The organism is Paenibacillus sp. FSL R7-0333 (assembly GCF_038000365.1).
In the GTDB taxonomy this organism is placed as follows: domain Bacteria; phylum Bacillota; class Bacilli; order Paenibacillales; family Paenibacillaceae; genus Paenibacillus_AQ; species Paenibacillus_AQ silagei.
Genome location: NZ_JBBOBZ010000001.1, coordinates 7644342 through 7663779, shown reverse-complemented (window position 1 = coordinate 7663779; position 19438 = coordinate 7644342). Strand labels below are relative to the sequence as shown.

Sequence of the window (19438 nt, the reverse complement as noted above, 5' to 3'; positions counted from 1 at the left end):
TTTGTATCTTCACAATTTGTATATTTTTAGAACATCCCGCCCCCGATAAGGATATGCCTCATGACACGGTCCCTGGTGAACCCGTTCTTGTCGTAGAAGCGGATAGCGGCTGTATTCTCTTCGCCGACAACCAAACTAATACTCGAATAACCCACCCCTTTGTACTTCTCTGCCAGACAGGCAATCAGTTGCCTGCCTATGCCCCGGCTTCTCTCTTCGGGCCGGATGCATAGGTATTCCAGATGAAGGGTGCCGGTCCGTGCATTTCTTCTAACAATTATGTATCCGGTGAATAAGCCCTCATTAAGGACAGCGTGAACGTCATATTCACTGTTGCTGCTGTCTTCTATCTCTGCAGTAATCTCCTCCGGAGTGAGAATTGCACCTTGAAATTGCTGATTATGCAGATCGAGAATCTGCCCTGTCCATCTGGAGGCAGGCTCTGTGACGGGCAGAACAGACAAGCCAGGGTGCATGTGACGGCTGCTGTCAGGCGCTGATGCTGTAGCGATCGAGTAGTGGTAATGCGTGTTCACCTTCTCGGATTGATAGCGGGCAACGTATTCCATGAGCGGAGTATTATCACCACTAATAAAAAGATGGATATACCTTATAGCTCCCGCTTCAGCGGTCTCACTCACATAGTTGAATAAGAGCCGGAGCTCTTCTTCAGGGTGAGCTGAATAATAGGGCCCCCATACCTCAATATCCTCTTGCCCGCCCCCAATGTCATAGATGTCCAGGATAACCGCGCCAGTAATACGTTCTCCTTCATACAGCACCAGACTTGCTTCCTCCATACCGTCACTAAGGTCATGCATAACATCCTCCAGCGTACTGCCTACATACCCGCACTGCTGGTCTCCTGTATTACGGGCGCAGATGAACGCCGCTAACTTCCCGATATCGGTCAAACGGATCTCCCCCTAATCATAGAATGACTATTGTAAGATAATTCCACCTATCTACTAATAGTACGCTATCCTGCCCCCAAAGACAGCCCCGGGTTGTTCAAAAATAATCCGCAGAACTCCATACCCGCACAAGCCGCCTCCCAGGTTCTGAGTAAAATAGAGTAAATAGAACAGTGAGGTGAATGACGAATGGCAAATTCAACAAAGCTCCGCAAGTGGGCACAGCAGCTGAAAGGCCAGCCGGTCTGCATCACTTTGCATAATGGGCGTTCCTACGTAGGATGGATTACAGATCTGAACCAGGAGGCAGTGATTCTGTCCAGACCCAGCACGCGTAAGGGGCCACCCCCGAAACGGAAATCCTCTTCAGCTGCGCGCAGAGCAGAGGTGTCCGGCTTCATGCCTCTACTCGGCTCGCTGATGGGCGGGGGAGGCGGGGCTGCCGGTATCGGCGGGGGTCTCGGACGGTTCATGGGCATGTTCGGAATGATGCAGAAGGCTATGCCGGTGATGAAGATGGGCTACAACATGATCAAGTCAATCCGGCCTTTTCTGGGCGGGCTCAAGGGCTTAATGGGCTAACACTTATATTTTCAAAAAAACGGATGTGCCGCCATTTCGCATGGGCACATCCGTTTTGGTGTGGAGCTTCTTACGCCGCCGCTGGCAGCAGGGTCTCCGGTCTATTTTTTTACCACCTTGAAGTTATCCGTAAGCAGCAGCCAATTCTGCGGAAAAGGCAGGCCCAGCTTCCAGTAGCTGATGCCCCGCAGCCCTAATTCCTTGATCAAATCGAACTTGGCCTGAATCGAGCGGGCATCCTCAAACCATACCTTATGCTGCCGCCCCTCGTCATCGGTGTAATCGAAATGCGGAGCTTGGGCTCTGTAGTCATAGAGAATGGCCGCATTCCTGTTCCTTGCCAGATCAATGGCCGCCTGCGGACTGAGCGCTTTGGCATATTGCCCCCCTGCTACAAAAGGCAGCGTCCAATCATAACCGTACAGATTCTGGCCCATCATGATTTTACCGGCGGGCATCTCGCTTGCTGCATAGGTCAGCACCTGACGGACAGGCCCGATCGGCGAGACAGGCATCGCCGGCCCCCCGCTATAGCCCCATTCATACGTCATAATAATGACGAAGTCGGCAACCTCGCCGTGGACCTTATAGTCATGCGCCGTATACCAGGCCCCAACCTGTGACGCGCTGGTCTTGGGGGCAAGGGCGGTGGACAGCAGGAAGCCCTCCTTATGAATGACCTCTGCCGCTTTCCGCAGAAAAGTATTGTACGCTTCACGGTCCTCCGGCCGGAGAAACTCCAGATCAAAGTGGATATCCCGGAAGTTCAGCCGCTTCGCTTCCGCGATGATGTTCTCAAGCAGCCGGTCCTGAACCTCCTGATCATTAAGAATAATGCGCCCGAGCTCCGAGCTGAACTGGGCATCCTCCAGATTCGTCACGACCATCATCAGCGTCACCTGATGCTCTGCAGCAATGGAGGCAAGGCCATCCAGAGGCGGCGGGACCAGTGTTCCGTCCCGCTTGATCCTGAAGCTGAACGGTGCGAGATACGTCAGCTCAGGAGCAGCCTCACGCGCAGCATTCTGCAGCGGCTGGGAGACACTCTCCCCTCGGGGCTCCACATACGCGTTCACTTCCGCCTGCCGCCTCGGTCCAGGTGGAAGGTACAGACGGAGTCCGACCTGTAACGGCTGATTCAGCGTCAGCCCGTTCACCTCCGCCAGCTCGCTTGCCTTCAGGCCGAACCGCTTGGCTATGTTGTAGAAGCTGTCGCCCGGCTGCACCCAATAATACTGCCCGGCAATCGGGATTACCAGCGCCTGCCCTGCCACCAGGCTTCCCGGCGCAGAGAGCTGATTCGCCTCAGTTATCGTATCAGTGCTTACTCCGTAGGCCTGCGCAATGCCATACAGCGTCTGGCCCGGCTGCACTACATGTATTTGCATACGTTCCTGCCATCCCTTCATAGTAGCCGTTTTATCTCTATTTTATTCGGCAGCCCTGCGGGTATGCGGAATCAGGCGGATATCAGGACAACCTCTTAGCATGTAAATTCTTGTATTTGCAAAAAAAGACACCCCGGAGGGTGCCTTGCTGCTCATGCTATCAATGATCCTGATGCTATACCTGTTTGAATTCAATCCATTCAACCTGCAGGCCGGGCTTGACGAAGTCAAGCTTCAGCTCATACCGTCCGGCTTCCAGCTCAACCTTGACCAGCTTCTGCCGGATCCACCGGCCTTCCGTTCCGTTCGTCTGAATGGTGGTTACCGCTTGTCCATTCAGGGTCAGGTTGCAGGCGCTCTGCGCAAGCTCAGGCTCAGGAGACATGATGCTGACAATAATGCGGTACTGGCCCGCCTCGTCAGCCTGTATATAGGTCGGCCCGGACACAGCAGGGGTTACCTGAGCGTTCTCGCTCAGCACCTGCACCTGCTCGGCCCCGATAGCCGGATCAGCCTTGAACGTATCGACCGCTTCAATAATCTCATGCTTTCTGGAGAATACCGGCGCCTTCATGATGAACTCACAGATATTGATCGCGCAGCGTTGAAGCTCCCCGCGGGTAAGCGTGCCGTTCTCCAGAGATGCAATTGTATTGTCATCGTAAGCATTAACCTCTGCCCCATAATTACTAACGACCATGTACAGATCGTTCTGGGCGCGGACCATCCAGTTCATATTCTTACGGTCTGCCGGCCCTCCGTTCACCACATCGTTCATGATCGCCCACCAGTCGGTCATGACGATCCCCTGGAAGCCCCATTCGCCGCGGAGCAGCGTGGTGTTGAGGTCATAGTTGGAAGCCGCCCAATGCCCGTTCACCGGGTTGTAGGAGGTCATGATCGAATTAGCCCCGCCCTGCTTGACTGCGATCTCGAAGCCCTTCAAGTAGATCTCACGCAGCGCGCGTTCCGATACGACAGCATCGACCTTACTGCGGTGCTTCTCCTGGTTATTGCAGGCAAAATGCTTCAGCGTCGCATTAGAGCCGCCCTTCATAATTCCGCGTGTGCATGCGGCAGCGAAGATCCCAGAGATCAGCGGATCTTCGGAGAAATATTCGAAGTTACGCCCGTTGAGCGGGCTGCGCCGGATATTCAGTCCCGGTCCCAGCAGCGCATCCACCTGGTTGCGCAATAATTCCTGGCCTTCCATAACATACAGTTCTTCCACCAGCTCCGCATTCCATGTAGCGGCCAGCAGGGTTCCAATTGATACCTGTGTTGCCTTAGCTCCACTGTCCATACGGATGCCGGAAGGGCCGTCCGCTGTAGCTGCAACCGGAATGCCGTAGCTGAACAGACTGTCGCTCACGCCCCCGAACGCCGATGCCGTACCCGGAGTGACCAGCGGGCTGCTCATTCCTTCGCCCCGGACAATCGCCGCCAAATCTTGGTCGCTTAGCTGGGCAATGAAGGTGCTCATGCTAACTTTTCCGTCATGGACATCTCTCAGGGTATATCCCTGATTGCCGGTCTGCGGAAGCTGCTGCGGCAGATTGCGTTCAATCCGCTCCGCCAGATCCACCTTGCGCGTTGGCACCTCGGAGGAGACAAGCTCATACGAACCGTCTGCCTTGCGGGCACCCGGCTTCATCCGCATGAAGCTCTCGGTAGGCGCCATAGCCTCTTGCAGCTGTTCCACGACCTTAAGCTCATCCAGCACATAGCCTTCTTGTCCATCCAGAAGCACTGCTGATACCGCTTTGACGCTGGTTCCTGCATAGAAGCGGTAGGTTCCGGCTTCCAGCACATAAGCGGAAGCGTGCCCGGTCACTCCGGCGTCATCATAGGAAGCCATGGAATGGAGCGGGAAGCTTACAGTAAGGCGCTGAGACTCACCAGGCTCCAGCAGTTTAGTCTTAGCGAAGGCTGCCAGCGCTTTGGCCGGTTGACCCAGCTGTCCTTGCGGCGCTTCGTAATACACCTGCACTACTTCTTTACCGGCATATACGGCTCCCGTATTCGTTACGGTGACGCCGATTTCAATCTGCGGCTCGCCCGCCTGGTTCACCAGCTTCGCTTCCTCTGGCTCCAGCTTGAAGGTCGTGTAAGAGATCCCGTAGCCGAATTCATACTGAACCTTATCGGGACAGAAGGTCTCGAAATAACGATAGCCCACATAGATATCTTCCTCGTACAGGTTCTTGAACTCATTGCCGTAGTTGCGGGTCGACGGGTAATCCTCAATGGAATACGCGATGGTGTCCGTCAGCTTGCCGCTTGGCGTAACCTCGCCGGCCAGAACATCGGCGATCGCGTGGCCGCCCTCCATGCCGCCATGCCAGGAATAGATCACTGCAGAGATAGGGTTCACATAAGCGGCGTCATTTACCCAGCTCATATCGATAATGTTGGATACGTTGAGCACCACAATCGTCTGTTCAAAATGAGCCGTAACCGAGACAAGCATCGCCTTCTCATCTTCCGTCAGCCGGTAGCTGCCTGCGGTATCGGCATTATCCTGATCCTCGCCCGCCGTACGCCCAATAACCACAACCGCTTTGGCTGACTGGCTTCTTGCCTGTTTCACCAGCTCGTCCGTAAGCGGCATTTCCTTCTGGTTCCACGGCTCCGCAGCCCATACCTTGCCGCCGTCATCGAACGGATTAAGCCCGATCCAAGCCTCGTAGGCTGCAGCCAGCTCTTCATTCACGCTAATGTTCTTCTTGCTGCGCAGTCCATCCAGCAGATTCGTCGTATATGCAACGTGAACGCTACCGCCCGATCCTGTACCGCTGCGGTAATAGTTCACCTGTATTCTGCCAAAAACAGCAACGCTCTCACCGTTACCCAGCGGAAGCACCTGTCCCTCATTCTTAAGCAGTACCGCACCCTCTGCGGCTACCGTCCGGCTAAATTCTGCAAAACCCTCTAACGGCACTCCAATGTTCTGTGTACTCAATTGGTTTCCTCCTGTATGTTCATTTCCCATGCTGTGGGTTGATTCTATAGATAACGCCCTCCCTGCAGGGAATATACGTTGCCTTGAATCTGTATGGTCCATCATATAGCATATCCTTCTAAGAATATAAGCTCCAGCCAGATTATTCAAGCACCGCTTGCCGGATCGCCGGGATGCACATCTGTCTGCATAAATTTTTTTAGTTAAAAAGACAGTTCTAAAATAAAAAGACACCTGTGCGGGCGTCTTTCAAGCCTGTTCCTATGCAATCCGCTCCGCCTGAAGAGATACGGCCGGATCTTCTATTGATTTTATCTGCGGCGGCGGCCCTTCATCATGCGGTTGTACATAATAAGAGCAGCAACGATCATGCCCAGCATGGCTACACTGCCTGCCGATTCCTGCGACATGCCGAACATCAGGCACACACTTGTCACTAACTGTCTTGTCAGCAGTGCAACCGCAATCAGCATGATGGGCCGCCATATGTTATATCCTCTCACTTCAGCAACACTCCTAACCCGATTTTCAATAACCATATGATTCCTCATTCCATGAACCATCAGTTTCTATTATAGCACAAGAAGGAATGCGCATACATTTTACAGGCGGCCAAGAAGGGGGGTATACCTTTGACAAGAACGTATGTTCGATATATAATGCTCACATATGAGGGGGATTGAGACCGTGGATGTAATGGAGAAACTAGAGATTCTGACCGCTTCCGCCAAATACGATGTGGCGTGCACTTCAAGCGGTTCCGACCGCAAGGGTCAGGCCGGGGCGCTCGGCAACACCTCCGCGATGGGCATCTGCCACAGCTTCGCGGCGGACGGGCGCTGTATCTCGCTGCTGAAGGTGCTTATGACCAACGGTTGTGTATATGATTGTGCCTATTGCATCAACCGCAAATCTAACCCCATTCGCCGGGCAGCCTTCACCCCCGAAGAGATCGCAGATATCACCATGCAATTCTATCGCCGTAATTATATAGAAGGACTATTTCTTAGCTCAGGCATTATGCGCAATCCGGACTACACCACCGAGCAGCTGATCTCAGCGCTTGAGCTGCTGCGCAATGTCTATCATTTCAACGGTTATATTCATGTAAAAGCCATCCCCGGAGCAGACGAAGCCCTGCTGTCCAGACTTGGGCTGCTCGCCGACCGCATGAGCGTCAACATCGAGCTGCCCTCGCAGGAGAGCCTCGGACGTCTCGCACCTGATAAGAGCAAGGTATCCATCCTGAAGCCGATGGGGCTGATTACCAGCCGGATCAAGGAGAACCGCTCCGATATCGTCAAGTATAACCATGCTCCCCGCTTCGCTCCGGCTGGACAGAGTACCCAGATGATTGTGGGGGCAACGCCTGATACGGATTACCAAATCCTTAATTTGACGGAAGGCCTATACCGTAAATACTCGCTCAAGCGCGTCTTCTTCTCCGCCTACACCCCGGTGGTGGAGGATTCCCTCCTGCCCGCACTAGACACCAAACCGCCGCTGCTGCGGGAACACCGGCTCTATCAAGCCGATTGGCTCCTGCGCTTCTACGGCTTCAAGGCGAATGAATTATTGGATGAGGCCGTGCCGAACTTCAACCCGCTGCTGGACCCCAAATGCAGCTGGGCCGTTAACCACCGGGAGCAGTTCCCCGTTGAGATCAACCGCGCCCCTTACGAAATGCTGCTGCGTGTACCCGGCATCGGCGTAAGAAGTGCACAGCGGATCGTGAAGGCCAGACGGGCCGGATCGCTCGATTTCCATGCGCTGAAGAAGCTGGGAGTGGTCCTCAAGCGTGCCCAGTTCTTCATCACCTGCAAGGACAAGCCGCTTGCGGGACTGAAGGTAAGCGAGCATACGCTGCTTCGTTCACTCATGTCCGGGGAGCAGCTCGCTCTCCAGCAGCCGCAGGTGGAGCAGCTCACGCTGTTCGACGACTTCAACCTGTCGGCCCTTCCGGCAGCAGATGGTTGGGACCTGCTCAAGAAAGGAGCGAAGGCCTGATGTTCAAGCCGTCCGCACTGGCGTACACCTATGACGGAAGCTTCGAGGGTCTGCTGTGCTGTGTATTTGAGAGCTATGCCTGGAAGGAGAAACCGCTGGCGATTCATGCTGAAGGCGGGGAAATAGGCCTGCTGCTGGAAGCGAAATGGATTGAGACCGACAAAGACAAGGCCGCACGAGTACTGAAGTCCCTGCCGCTTCGGATCAGCCGCGAAGCCGAGGAGCTGGTGCGTCTGGGCTTCTGGAGCTGCGCCCCCGATAAGGAGATGCTGCTGCTGAACTTCCTGTATCTCGGCTTCCAGCATGGCCGCAAGGTGATGAATATGCTGGCGGATGACACCGTTAACACGCTGATGAAGGCTGTCCAGCAGCTGCGGCATGAAGCGCATCTGTATACGGGTTTCGTCCGCTTCTCCGTATACGGCCCGGTCATGGCCGCAGTGATTGAGCCTCAGGGTTATGTGCTGCCTGTGATCCAGGAGCATTTCTGTGACCGGTTCCAGGGGGAGAGCTTCATGATCTACGATCAGACCCATGGGGCTGCGCTGATTCATGAGCCCGGGCGTGTGGCCATCGTGCCTCTAAACGGTTGGACCCCGCCCGAACCCGATGAGACGGAGGAAGCGTACCGCCGCTTATGGACTGGCTTCTATCATGCCATCGGCATCAAGGAGCGCCGCAATGACCGGCTGCGTTCCTCGAAGATGCCGAAGCGCTACTGGAAGCACATGGTGGAGATGAACGGCAGTAATGGTGTGCCTGTACTCACCGCGGGGCAGTGGAAGAAGGCATTGCAGCCGGAGGTCCCGGAGACCATAATCCAGCTCCAATCATTGGACAAAAAGAGCGCTCCGCAGCCATCAACATGACTACCGGAGCGCTCCTTAATTGAAGCCTACTATATTATTAATGAAATAACACTATCGTCCTAACCTTAGTTCAAAGCCTTCCATACCCAACTCTCTACCTCTGGAAGGTCGATGCCTTCTTCACGGATGTACGCGTGATGCTTCTGCACCATGGCGTCCATCTCGTCAGCGATGGCCTGGTATTTGCTTGCTTCCGGCAGGCTCAGCACAGCTTCCTTCGTAAGATCGAAGCGGTCCATCTGGTTGAGGACACGCATATCGAACGGTGTAGTGATATCGCCATTCTCACGGTAGCCGTGCACATGCAGATTATGGTTGTGGCGGTCGAAGAACAGGTCTTTGATCAGGCCTTCATAGCCGTGGAAGGCGAAGATGACCGGTTTGTCTTTTGTGAAAAATTGATCAAACTCCTCGTCAGACAAGCCGCGCGGATCAAGCTTCTGACTTCTCAGCTTCAGCAGGTCGACCACGTTGATGTAACGGATCTTCAGCTCAGGCAGCTTCTCATGCAGGATCGAGATGGCACCCAAGGCTTCCATAGTTGGTTCGGTACCCGAAGAAGCGATAACGAGATCCGGCTCTCCGCCTTTGTCGGTGCTGGCCCAGTCAATGATCTTAAGGCCTTTGTCCACCAGCTCCTGAGCTTCGTCAGCCGAGAACCACTGCGGACGCGGATGCTTGGAGGATACGATCAGGTTGATCTTCTGGCGGTCATTCAGGATCTTGTCGAACACAGCCAGCAAGCTGTTCGCATCGGACGGCAGATACTCACGGATGAATTCAGGCTTCTTGTCAGCCAGATGGCCGAGCAGACCCGGATCCTGGTGGGTATAACCGTTATGGTCCTGCTGGAACACTGTCGATGTGGCGATCACGTTCAGGGAAGGAATGTCTTCTCTCCAGGTCTGATCTGTAGCCTTGCGCAGCCACTTGAAGTGCTGGGTGATCATCGAATCGACCACGCGCAGGAACGCTTCATAGCTGGCGAAGAATCCGTGGCGGCCGGTCAGTACGTACCCTTCCAGAATCCCCTCTGCCTGATGCTCTGATAACTGGGAGTCAATGACACGGCCATACGGAGCGAGGAATTCATCCTGCGGTTCCTGAATGGCGTCCATCCATTGGCGCTTGGTCACTTCGAATACAGGTCCCAGACGGTTAGACATGGTCTCATCCGGTCCGAAGATTCTGAAGTTGCGGTTCTCTTCGTTGAGCGTAACAACCTCTTTCAGGTATTTGCCCAGCACCGCCATATCCTGTGCAATCACTTGGCCTGGAGCGGAATTATCGAGAGTATAGTTGCGGAAATTCGGCTTGTGCAGGTCTTTGATCAGTTTGCCGGCATTGGTTACCGGGTTCATGCCCATACGTCTGTCGCCGGTTGGCAGAATTTCAGCCAGATCTGCGTTCAAACGGCCATTCTCATCGAACAGTTCCTCAGGTCTGTAGCTGTTCAGCCATTCAAGCAATGCCGGAGCATGCTTCATGTTCTTCTGATCGACCGGAATCGGCACCTGGTGGGCACGGAAGGAGCCTTCGTTCGGCACGCCATCCCACGATTTCGGACCGGTCCAGCCTTTAGGGGAGCGGAAGACCAGCATCGGCCATACCGGACGGGCAGTATCGTTATTTTCACGGGCATTCTTCTGAATGGCGGCAATTCTCTCTACGATTGTATCCAGCACCTTCGCCATTTCCGGGTGCATCAGATCCGGGTTCTCGCCTTCTACGAAGAAGGCTTCCCAGCCGTTGCCGGCAAAATAGGCGGTCAATTCTTCTCTGCTCATCCGTGACAGAATCGTCGGGTTGCTGATCTTGAAGCCGTTCAAATGCAGAATCGGTAATACAGCACCGTCTGTAATCGGGTTGATGAACCGGTTGGACAGCCAGGAAGCGGCCAGAGGACCGGTCTCTGCTTCGCCGTCACCTACAACGACTGCTGAGATCAGGTCAGGGTTATCCAGAATCGAACCCACGCTGTGCGACAGGGAGTAACCCAGCTCGCCGCCTTCATGAATCGATCCGGGTGTTTCAGGAGCTGCATGGGAGGCAACACCGCCAGGGAAGGAGAACTGCTTGAACAGCTTTTTCAGACCAGGGATGTCCTGAGTGATCTGCGGGTAGATTTCGGTGTAGGTTCCGTCAAGATAAGAGTTCGATACCATCACCTGACCGCCATGGCCCGGGCCTTCAATATAGAACATGTTGAGATCATATTTAGTGATAACGCGGTTCAGGTGCGCATAGATAAAGTTCTGCCCAGGGATCGTGCCCCAGTGTCCGATCGGCTTCACTTTGACGTCTGCATCCTTCAGCGGTTCTCTTAACAACGGATTATCCTTCAAATAAAGCTGGCCTACGGAGATGTAGTTCGTTGCGCGCCAGTAAGCGTCAAGCTTTGCCAGATACGTTTTGGAGGAATAATCCACCTGTTCGATTGTTAATCCCATGTCTTCCACTCCCTAATCTTTTTCTTTGTAAATTGAATGTATCACTTCTACAGTTACATCATACATCGGCATTTCAGAAATTCAATCTTTTTAGAAATTAATACGGTCCAATATTGTGAAATTTTGAACATAGTATGAAATTCTCTGCAAAACACGCACAAAAAGATGTTTATTTTTATAATTATGGATTAATTTGTTATACTAAAAAACACAAAAAGACCGGGATTCCTCCCGGCCTGCTATACCTTAGTTATGCTATTTACACCGTCCATCCGTTAATGCACAGATACAAACGTGTTAAACTTTAGATACTCATAATGGAAGCGCATATGCGAGAATTCGAACGGCGTGCCGTTATCCAGGAAGAAGATCCCCTCCATAATCCCTACGGGTTCATTCTCCTTAAGATGGAGCAGCTCCTGATCATTCAGCAGTGAAGGCTCGGCAAAAATAGACAAAAAGGACTTGGTCACCGCCAGATTGCGCGACTCCTCCAGATAATGAAAAATCGACCCCTCGATAATCGTCTGGTCGAGATTTTGCACAATTTTGATCGGAATATATCCCGTCTCAATCATGAAGGGCGCACCTTCAAACAGGCGCAGACGCACGATCTTATACACGAAATCATGGGGCATCAGGAACAAATCCCGCTGAAGCTCCTCCGTGGGCCGGATGACCTCGAAGCTTAGCACCTTGATCTCCGGCTTCTTGCCGTGCATCTGGAAGTTATCCGACACCCCCAGATTAGAGCCTTCGTAATTGAAGATCGAATCGTTCTTTATGTATAACGGATTGATGAAGGTGCCGGAGCCGCGTTTCTTGAAAATAATGCCCGAGCTCTCCATCTTCGTCAGCGCACGCTTAATGGTACTGCGGCTAACCTGATACGCCTCGCTGAGACTGCGCTCATCCGGCAGCTTCATATCGGCGTACTGCCCGGCAAAGATCTTCGTTTTGAGGTCAGCAATAATCTGCTTGTAGACAAATTGGGTCATGGGGTGCTCCTTCGTCGGGTCTTTGCAGAACCAGTTCATTCAAGATTAAATATATCATAATTTAGATAGGGCAAAAAGGATGAATCCACGGATTCACCCTTTTTGACGCTTGTTGTCCCAATCCCTATACCATTTGACAATCTCCCGGCTCGGTTTCTCCGCAACCTCTGCTTCCATGACCGTTTCCAGCAATACATACTGTCTTTGCACCAGAAAATGAAAGCCCATTCTATCCGATATTTGCATGTACAATAATTGCGCCTGCTCCTCTAACGGATAGCGGGTGCAGACCTGTTCAATGTGCTTGAAGGCCTGTTCATATTCTGCATTCCCCATATACCAGCGGACCAGATTCAGCTTCAGCCGAATCCACTGCAGCTGGAATCTCTGCCGTTCAAGCTCCGCCCACACATAATCGTACCCCTCCAGATATTCGCTCTTGAACAGCTTCAGGATTCGTTCGTATTCGGGCAGGGTGTCATTCGAGAGCTCTAACCCCGCTTGGATAAAGCGGTCAAACTCATCAACGTCCAGGCAGATTCCATTCAGCTTGAGCAGATAGCCGTCCGCCGTATTTTGCAGGAGAATCCGTTCTCTGCTGAAGGGCTCCAGCATTTTGCGGATATGATACACAGCCGTATATAACTGCGGATAGGCCCTGTTCGGATCAAAATCAGCCCATAGCAACTCAATCAAAGTGGCTTTACTGACCACTTTGCCGCGATGATGCAGTAGGTAAAAGAAGATTTCCTGCGCCTTTGCCGTTCTCCATTGCAGTGACGGAAGCTCCTGACTCCCTTCGTAGATCCGGAAGGCATCGAGCATCAGCATTCTCCAGCTTGTCTGCGCTGACGCTGCCCGGGCTGCCAGGCCAGGCTTCTGCTGAGCGTTCAATCTCCGAACTGTAAGCTTCAGACGGTCCGTATGAATCGGCTTAAGCAAATAATCCAGAGCATTCAGCTCAAAAGCCTTGATCGCATACTTATCATATGCCGTTACGAATACAACCTGCAGATCGGGTCTCCGTTCCAGCAGCCTTTCCGCCATCTCAATCCCGCTCAGCTCCGGTAAATGAATATCGAGAAACACAATATCGGTCTCGGTCTCCTCTACCTTTTGCTGCCCTTGCAGCGGATCGGTATATTTGCCGATAATCTCAAAACACCCAAGCGCATGCAATTGGCGTTCCAAAGCCTTTAGTGCCAATTCTTCATCGTCAATCAGGATTGCTCTCATTCGGATCTCCTTCGCAACTGGAAATCGGTACGGTTTTATAACCATTATACTTTAAATTTAATGATTTAGGGGCTGGAGGAGAAATGATCTCTCCTCCAACCCCTATCCATTTATTCTGTAACCCGTTGTTCCTTCTGTTCACTGTCGATCCGGTACTGATGGTCGATGACAGCCTCCTGGATGTCCAGGTAGGCCCAATGATTCTTGGAGACATCCGGGAATTTCACCGCATCTGCTCCATGGAGCGGGCCGCGGTCAAACATCTGATTAACAATGACTACTGCTTCCGCACGGGTCAGATAAGCATTCGGCTTGAAGCTGCCGTCCGGATAGCCCTTAAGCAGGCCTGCCGACACGTTGGCTTCAATTACCGCCTGAGCCCAATGTCCAGTGGTATCGCTGAAGCCCGATTTTCCGTCAGCCGGTACGGCAAGCTTCAGGTAGTTGGCAGCAGCAGCGGCCATCTCTGCTCTCGTAATCGGTGCATTGCCCCGGAATTTCCCTGCCGGATCACCCTTCATCACGCCCTGTGCATTCACAAAGGCAATGGCTGCTGCCGCATAATGGCGGACAGCCACATCCGGGAAGGGAGGAGTGCCTACAGCCGCATTAGCATCATAGCCCAGATTCCGGGCAATCATGAGCGCCATCTGCGAGCGCGTTACCCGATCGTCCGGCTTGAATTGACCATCCGGGAAGCCAACGATATAGGATACATGTGTAGCAGGCGACTGATTATTGAAGTTGATAATCGTAAAGGTACTGAATTTGCTTACCGAGAATTCCAGTCCAAGCAGTCCCTCTTTATAGGTAACCGCTTTGCCTTTGACAACCTCTTTCGTGCCGTCGGTATGTTCAATGAAAATACCGAGCTGTGCGAGGAATGCATTACGCGCCGCTTCATTCGCAGGCAGCTTCACATCTCTTAGCGGCAGGATCAGGGTTACCGCCCTGCTGGACAGGTTCGTCTCGATGGTCATCGGTCTGGCGACCACTTCGATTTTGTTGTCCTTGGCCACTTCACGGACCACAGCTTCAAGCGTGGCTCTCTTCTCGATTTCACTCCGCTCTGTTGCACTTCTCACCGGCACCAGCCGGAAATAGAAGTCTTGTCCGATGCCTTCCAGCGATTCATTCGGAACACGTACAATTGCGTTCTCCGTATAGATTTCCAGTACAATGCCGTTCTCTTTCAGCAATTTGGCGGTTTCCGCCGGAATCTGGACATTCACTTCGCTGACATTGTCCGCCGCATCCGGGATGACTACACGGGCAATGCTTTGTCCCGTCTCTTTCGCCATCTTCACCGCTTCTTCAGCCTTATCCTTGGTGAAGCGGACCAGATCAGTGATCATGCCATTGCTCTGAGTGGTACGCTGTACCGGCACTTTTGTGATGCCAGCCGCATTGGCTCCGCCGATGGCCACATCCACCTGAATCACTTCAGTTTTGGATGTTTCAGGAGCTGCTGGAGCCGGAGCGGAACCTCCGCCTCCGCCTGAAGATACAGGCTCTTGTCTGGTAATGATTACTGTATACGTGTTGGTTCCGCCTGCGGAATCTTTGACGGTCACTACAACCTCATTCTGTCCTACCTTCAGCGGGAGCGCTGCGCTCCAGTCGCCGCTCTTCACCTGTACCGGAGCTTCACCCGCAATGCTGAGCGTTACTACGGCTCCCGGGTCCAGCGTAAACGGCTTAAGGGAAATTTCATACACACTATTGCTTACAGTTGCTTCATACTTATCAATTTCGGGCTTGAACTCCGGCTGCAAGGTACCGCTGGAAGGCTCAAGTGAAACCAGCTTCCCGCTGGCGCGGATGACCTGAATTTGGTATTGTCCCAGCTTAATGCCTGGGTTCTTCGCATCCACAATATCCACCTGAATGGTATTTAGCCCTTCCTGAAGCGGCAGCTTGCTCCAGTCACCGTCAGGCACCTCTACACCGTTCAGGCTTACCTTGCGCAGCGTATCGTTATCTCCTGCCGGAGCAAGATTCAGGGCGATGGAATCCGTCTCATTAGGCACGGTTGCCAGGTAGCCGCTTGGTACATCCGGCTGGAAGCCTGGACTTAAGGATACCGGCTTATCCCCGGCACTCAATCCCAGACCGTTCTCCGGCAGCTTGCCGCCGTCTGCGATATATTTGCCGTCTCCGCCGAGATCAATCCCCGGCTGCAATCCCGTAAGCGGGTTATGCTTATTGCCATTCTCGGTCACACTTCCAAGCTCCGGATCGTAGCTGAGCAGACCGCCCTTATGATCAGAAGGAATGGGAACGATAAGTTCATTGCCGTTGATTTCAAAAGGTCCCTGAAGCGGCACACCGCCGTAAGTGAACCCGGACAGATCGGTCAGATCGTTGATCGGCTTGTTGAACACCAGCTTGAGCTGCCCTTCTTCGGGATACGCAGCAACGAGCTCAAGTGGAATCACATTATTATTCTTCGTAATGCCTGACTGGTCGCCGGCCTGAATCGGCTTCAATTCGTTCAGGACATTGCCTTCAGCCGTAACATTACCGGCAGCAGGGTCGTACCCTACGACCAATGCATCATCTGGACCGAGCGCTTCCTCCAGAACGACTTCTACTTTATCTCCCTGTACGGACTTCACAGCAATCACTTTCCGTCCATCGACGGTAAGCCCGGTGAAGTCAGCATCGGTCAACGCAGAACCAACAGGTTGGTTGAAAGTCAGTACCGCGTGATCCGGCTGCCCTTCGTTTACCGCCACATGGGTCAATTCCAGCTGCGGTACCGTGAACGGCAACAGCTTCGTTTCTGTTCTTACTTCATCGCCGAATGTCTTGGTCGAAGTCACCGCCACATGGTAGGAGCCCGGTGCCAGCGGACCCGGCAGCTTGGTGTCCCATTTATAGACATCATCGGTTACCGTAATCCCTACCTCAAGGTCGAACAGATGCGCATTCGGGTGGACATCCACTTTATACACAGCAGCCGTAACCACCGAGTCCAGTGCAGCTTGTCCGGTTACCGGGAGCGGGAAGTCTGCTCCATATACCTCTGTTCCCTTAGCAGGCGTTTCAATTTCCAAGGAATCACCAAACGGTCCGTTCGCAATGAGTGTAAAGTCGGACACTGGCTCCTTCCCCGGTGTCTGAGCCTGGATTGCCGACTCTGCGGCATCATATTCGATTCTAACCACAGGGTCATTAACCAGCGGGCTGGCCAGGGTCAGAATAATGACACTAGGATCTTGGTCGGATACTACAGCATTCGTAAGATCCACCACTTTTCCGTCCAGTGTCACTCTGAAGTCATCCGTAGGGTCGGCATCGCCTTCATTGAACTTAACCGGCTTGTCGAACTTAATGGATACCTGATTGTTGCTGCCCTCGGTATAGCTTGCGCTATCAGCCACTGGCGGCTGCTTCACCAGTCCGGCAATTGCATCCTCCAGACCCTTACGGGCGGCTTCAATTTCTTCCGGGGTAGCATGGTCATCTTCAAGGACAGCTTTGGCTGCATCCGATGCATTCTTGAGAACCGCCAGAGAGGCCTTTGTATATTCCTGCGGCTCAAGATTAAGATAGCCCTCTGCTGTATCGTTGTCCTGCTTCAGTGGGGTTTTGTCCACTAGAGTAATGGTAGTGTTAATGCTGGTGGTGGAATCGCCTGGCATACCGCCGTATTCAACAAGGTAGGCATGCACCCCCTGGGAGTTAGTTGGATAATCATTCCATTTACTTTTATTAGAACCGCTTGAATAAATATGGACCACATGCTCGTATGTTTTATCATTGGGCTCATTCGGAGCCCAATTAGCGTACATAGGGCCGTAAGTTGCATCGGTAACCTCGGCGGCATCATTTTTTCCTCCATCGGCGAGGTACCCCTGGTAAAAACGAAGTCCTGATTTGCCTTCGAATTGCACCAATCCTTCCGGTCCGGTTACCCAGCGCCAATCGCCGTAGCCTTTATATTTTTCAATGTTCTGCAAGGTGGAAACGCGCGTAGTAGCCCTATCGTTTTGTTGTTCATTTTGTTCACGGGCCACATCTTTCCCGCCAACCCAGCCAATCACCGGCGTCTTTTCGACAATAAAAGCGTTCTCATCCGGGTCAGTAATCGTCACTAAATAGCCTTTACGTCCATAGTATGTCCGCTTCTCGGCATCCGCCTTGGCTTTCGGCCACGTAATGCTAGTTTCCGACACATACTCATAGAAATGGCCGTTTTTATTAAAGGCCGGGACAGGACCAAGGCCGAAGGTCAGACTGCGCTCTCCTGGTGATGTCATAGTGAATTCGGCATTTTCCAATACGCTCTGATACTCTGCAGTTGAAGCTCCGCCTTCTAATACATAGACACCGTTCCCCGCGCCGGATTTAACTGTAATTTCTGTACCAGTTGTTACGAACGTAAGCTGGTCACCCTGCTCGTACCCGTTAATGACAACCGTAGCCCCTGACATCATCTCATCCGGATCTGAGGTGATGAAGAGCTCCGGGAAGGTTAAGCTTACAGCACCCCCGCCATCCTTAGTGAAGTTCCGGTATTCTTCTGAAGTAAAAATTTGTTCCGAACCATCATTCTCCGCTACAGCCGCATGGGCCACGGGTCCGGCCAGCGCAAAGTTGGCAGCAACCAGCGCAATCGACAACGAGGCTGCCAGAGCACGGGAATCTCTTTTATTCCATTTCTTCGATGTTGTCATCTTTTTTTTGTTCTCCTCATCTAAAGGGACTTTTATGGGATCAGCCGACACTTCCTATTGTTCATAGACCGCTTGCCTATTACCTGTAAAATCCTCCCTTCCTTTGCAGGCGTTCACCAAATCGTGCGATACGGATACCGACAGGTTGTGTATAATAATCTCTTAGTTTCTAATACTATCCGACAGTCCTCTACATTAACTCTACAAATCCCCTTTTTTGTGACAAAGATCATTGCGTAATTACGAATTTCCTCCCAACCTTGTGTTGCGGTTCATTTGAAAAGTAAAAAAGACACCCCTAAGGGTGCCTTCGCTGATCTTGCGGATCGCTTATTTCGTTAATTCACCGGGATATACATCTTCTGAACCTCCTGCACCCCGGGCTTAAACCCAAGATTATAGTACACAGATTCCGCATCATTTCCCTCCATTACATACAATCTCAGCAGCGGATAAGTCCCCTTCAGAGTGGTAAGGGCTCTTTGCAGCATACGTGTAGCCAGTCTTCTCCCACGATAGGCGGGGTTAACGCCTATGCTATAGACTGCCGCCACATGATCCTGCAGACACAGCCGGCAATTGGCAATGAGTTGTCCCGTGGCCTTATCAAATACCAGTGTGGAGGCCTGTGTTAATTTTTCATTAGAGTAACTAGGATCAGTAGGCAGGAAATCTTTCACTAAAGTTTGCTTCCGCCGGGTCGCATCTAAGCCCCCTCTAAAGCTCTCAAAATCACAGCGGGCAATCTCTTCTGCAAGGATGAACCGTTTGCCTCCCTCCTCAGTTACTTCCACTTCAGGACTCTCAATCCGCAGATTGTCCTCCCAGTCCACTTGGAACTCTTCTGTAGGCCGCTGCATCCAGCGGCATCTGAATTCATCCGGCCAGAAGCCTGCCCGCGCGTATAGCTGAACCTGATCCGGCAGAACCTCATAGGTCCGTATCGGTTCCTTCCGGTCAGACCACTGAATCAACAACTTTTTAAGCTGCTTCAATATTCCGGATGAATCGTTACACGGAGGGATTACAAAGAGATGGTAGATCACATTCGGTGACATCCGGACTCCGCCGATTCTACTCTCCCCCTTGTATATCCAAAAGGCATTCCTGCGCGGATTCGTATAACCTTCTTCTCTAAAAAAGCCGTTATACTGCATGTTATAATAGACGGAGCAATATACTCCCCACTCCTCGGGCTCTGCTCTGCGGATAGACCATTCACCATCTAAATCGTAGGATATCGTATCTTCAGACCATTGTTTTACACTCATCGTGCACTCCTCCTTATACCTCCAGCCATTCGGCTGCACTCACATAGACCTTCCTTTTGATCTTAACAAGGCTATGTGC

The 19438-nt window shown here is 52.5% G+C and carries 12 protein-coding genes; 3 read left to right on the top strand and 9 right to left on the bottom strand.

Annotation, left to right across the window (positions count from 1 at the left end):
• Positions 1-26 precede the first annotated feature (26 nt).
• The gene (locus tag MKY86_RS33115) at positions 27-914 is read right to left on the bottom strand and encodes a GNAT family N-acetyltransferase (protein WP_076077228.1); all 888 of its coding nucleotides are present in this window, start codon (positions 912-914) and stop codon (positions 27-29) included.
• A gap of 189 nt (positions 915-1103) precedes the next feature.
• On the opposite strand from MKY86_RS33115, the gene MKY86_RS33110 reads away from it, so the two are divergent.
• Positions 1104-1496: a hypothetical protein gene (locus MKY86_RS33110; protein WP_076077225.1), complete on the top strand. Its 393-nt coding sequence runs from the start codon at positions 1104-1106 to the stop codon at positions 1494-1496.
• A 101-nt stretch (positions 1497-1597) separates the two neighbouring features.
• On the opposite strand, the gene MKY86_RS33105 is transcribed toward MKY86_RS33110, so the two are convergent.
• From MKY86_RS33105 to MKY86_RS33095, 3 genes are all read right to left on the bottom strand, one after another.
• Positions 1598-2884: a glycoside hydrolase family 18 protein gene (locus tag MKY86_RS33105; RefSeq protein WP_076077222.1), complete on the bottom strand. Its 1287-nt coding sequence runs from the start codon at positions 2882-2884 to the stop codon at positions 1598-1600.
• Positions 2885-3059: 175 nt separating this feature from the next.
• Positions 3060-5846 carry a glycoside hydrolase family 3 C-terminal domain-containing protein gene (locus MKY86_RS33100; RefSeq protein WP_076077220.1) on the bottom strand — a complete coding sequence of 929 codons (2787 nt, stop codon included), beginning with the start codon at positions 5844-5846 and terminating at the stop codon, positions 3060-3062.
• Positions 5847-6157: 311 nt separating this feature from the next.
• On the bottom strand, positions 6158-6349 hold the full coding sequence (locus MKY86_RS33095; RefSeq protein ID WP_036691301.1) for a hypothetical protein: 192 nt from the start codon (positions 6347-6349) through the stop codon (positions 6158-6160).
• Positions 6350-6542: 193 nt separating this feature from the next.
• On the opposite strand from MKY86_RS33095, the gene MKY86_RS33090 reads away from it, so the two are divergent.
• Together MKY86_RS33090 and MKY86_RS33085 are read left to right on the top strand one after the other, a co-directional pair.
• Positions 6543-7853 (top strand): putative DNA modification/repair radical SAM protein, encoded by a 1311-nt coding sequence (locus MKY86_RS33090; RefSeq protein WP_340827919.1) that lies wholly within the window; start codon positions 6543-6545, stop codon positions 7851-7853.
• Positions 7853-8722 (top strand): TIGR03915 family putative DNA repair protein, encoded by an 870-nt coding sequence (locus MKY86_RS33085; protein WP_083684713.1) that lies wholly within the window; start codon positions 7853-7855, stop codon positions 8720-8722. The genes MKY86_RS33090 and MKY86_RS33085 overlap by 1 nt, the downstream gene beginning before the upstream one ends.
• Before the next feature lie 65 nt (positions 8723-8787).
• On the opposite strand, the gene MKY86_RS33080 is transcribed toward MKY86_RS33085, so the two are convergent.
• From MKY86_RS33080 to MKY86_RS33060, 5 genes are all read right to left on the bottom strand, one after another.
• Positions 8788-11172, bottom strand: coding sequence for a phosphoketolase family protein (locus MKY86_RS33080; RefSeq protein WP_076077214.1), 2385 nt, complete (start codon positions 11170-11172; stop codon positions 8788-8790).
• Between the two features lie 275 nt (positions 11173-11447).
• Positions 11448-12170, bottom strand: a complete 723-nt coding sequence (locus MKY86_RS33075) for a GntR family transcriptional regulator (RefSeq protein ID WP_076077212.1) — start codon at positions 12168-12170, stop codon at positions 11448-11450.
• 93 nt (positions 12171-12263) lie between these two features.
• A complete protein-coding gene (locus MKY86_RS33070) occupies positions 12264-13406 on the bottom strand; it encodes a response regulator (RefSeq protein ID WP_076077210.1) in 1143 nt (380 codons plus the stop codon).
• A 110-nt stretch (positions 13407-13516) separates the two neighbouring features.
• The gene (locus MKY86_RS33065) at positions 13517-18088 is read right to left on the bottom strand and encodes an S-layer homology domain-containing protein (protein ID WP_076077208.1); all 4572 of its coding nucleotides are present in this window, start codon (positions 18086-18088) and stop codon (positions 13517-13519) included.
• Between the two features lie 338 nt (positions 18089-18426).
• On the bottom strand, positions 18427-19359 hold the full coding sequence (locus MKY86_RS33060; RefSeq protein WP_076077205.1) for a GNAT family N-acetyltransferase: 933 nt from the start codon (positions 19357-19359) through the stop codon (positions 18427-18429).
• Between the last annotated feature and the right edge of the window lie 79 nt (positions 19360-19438).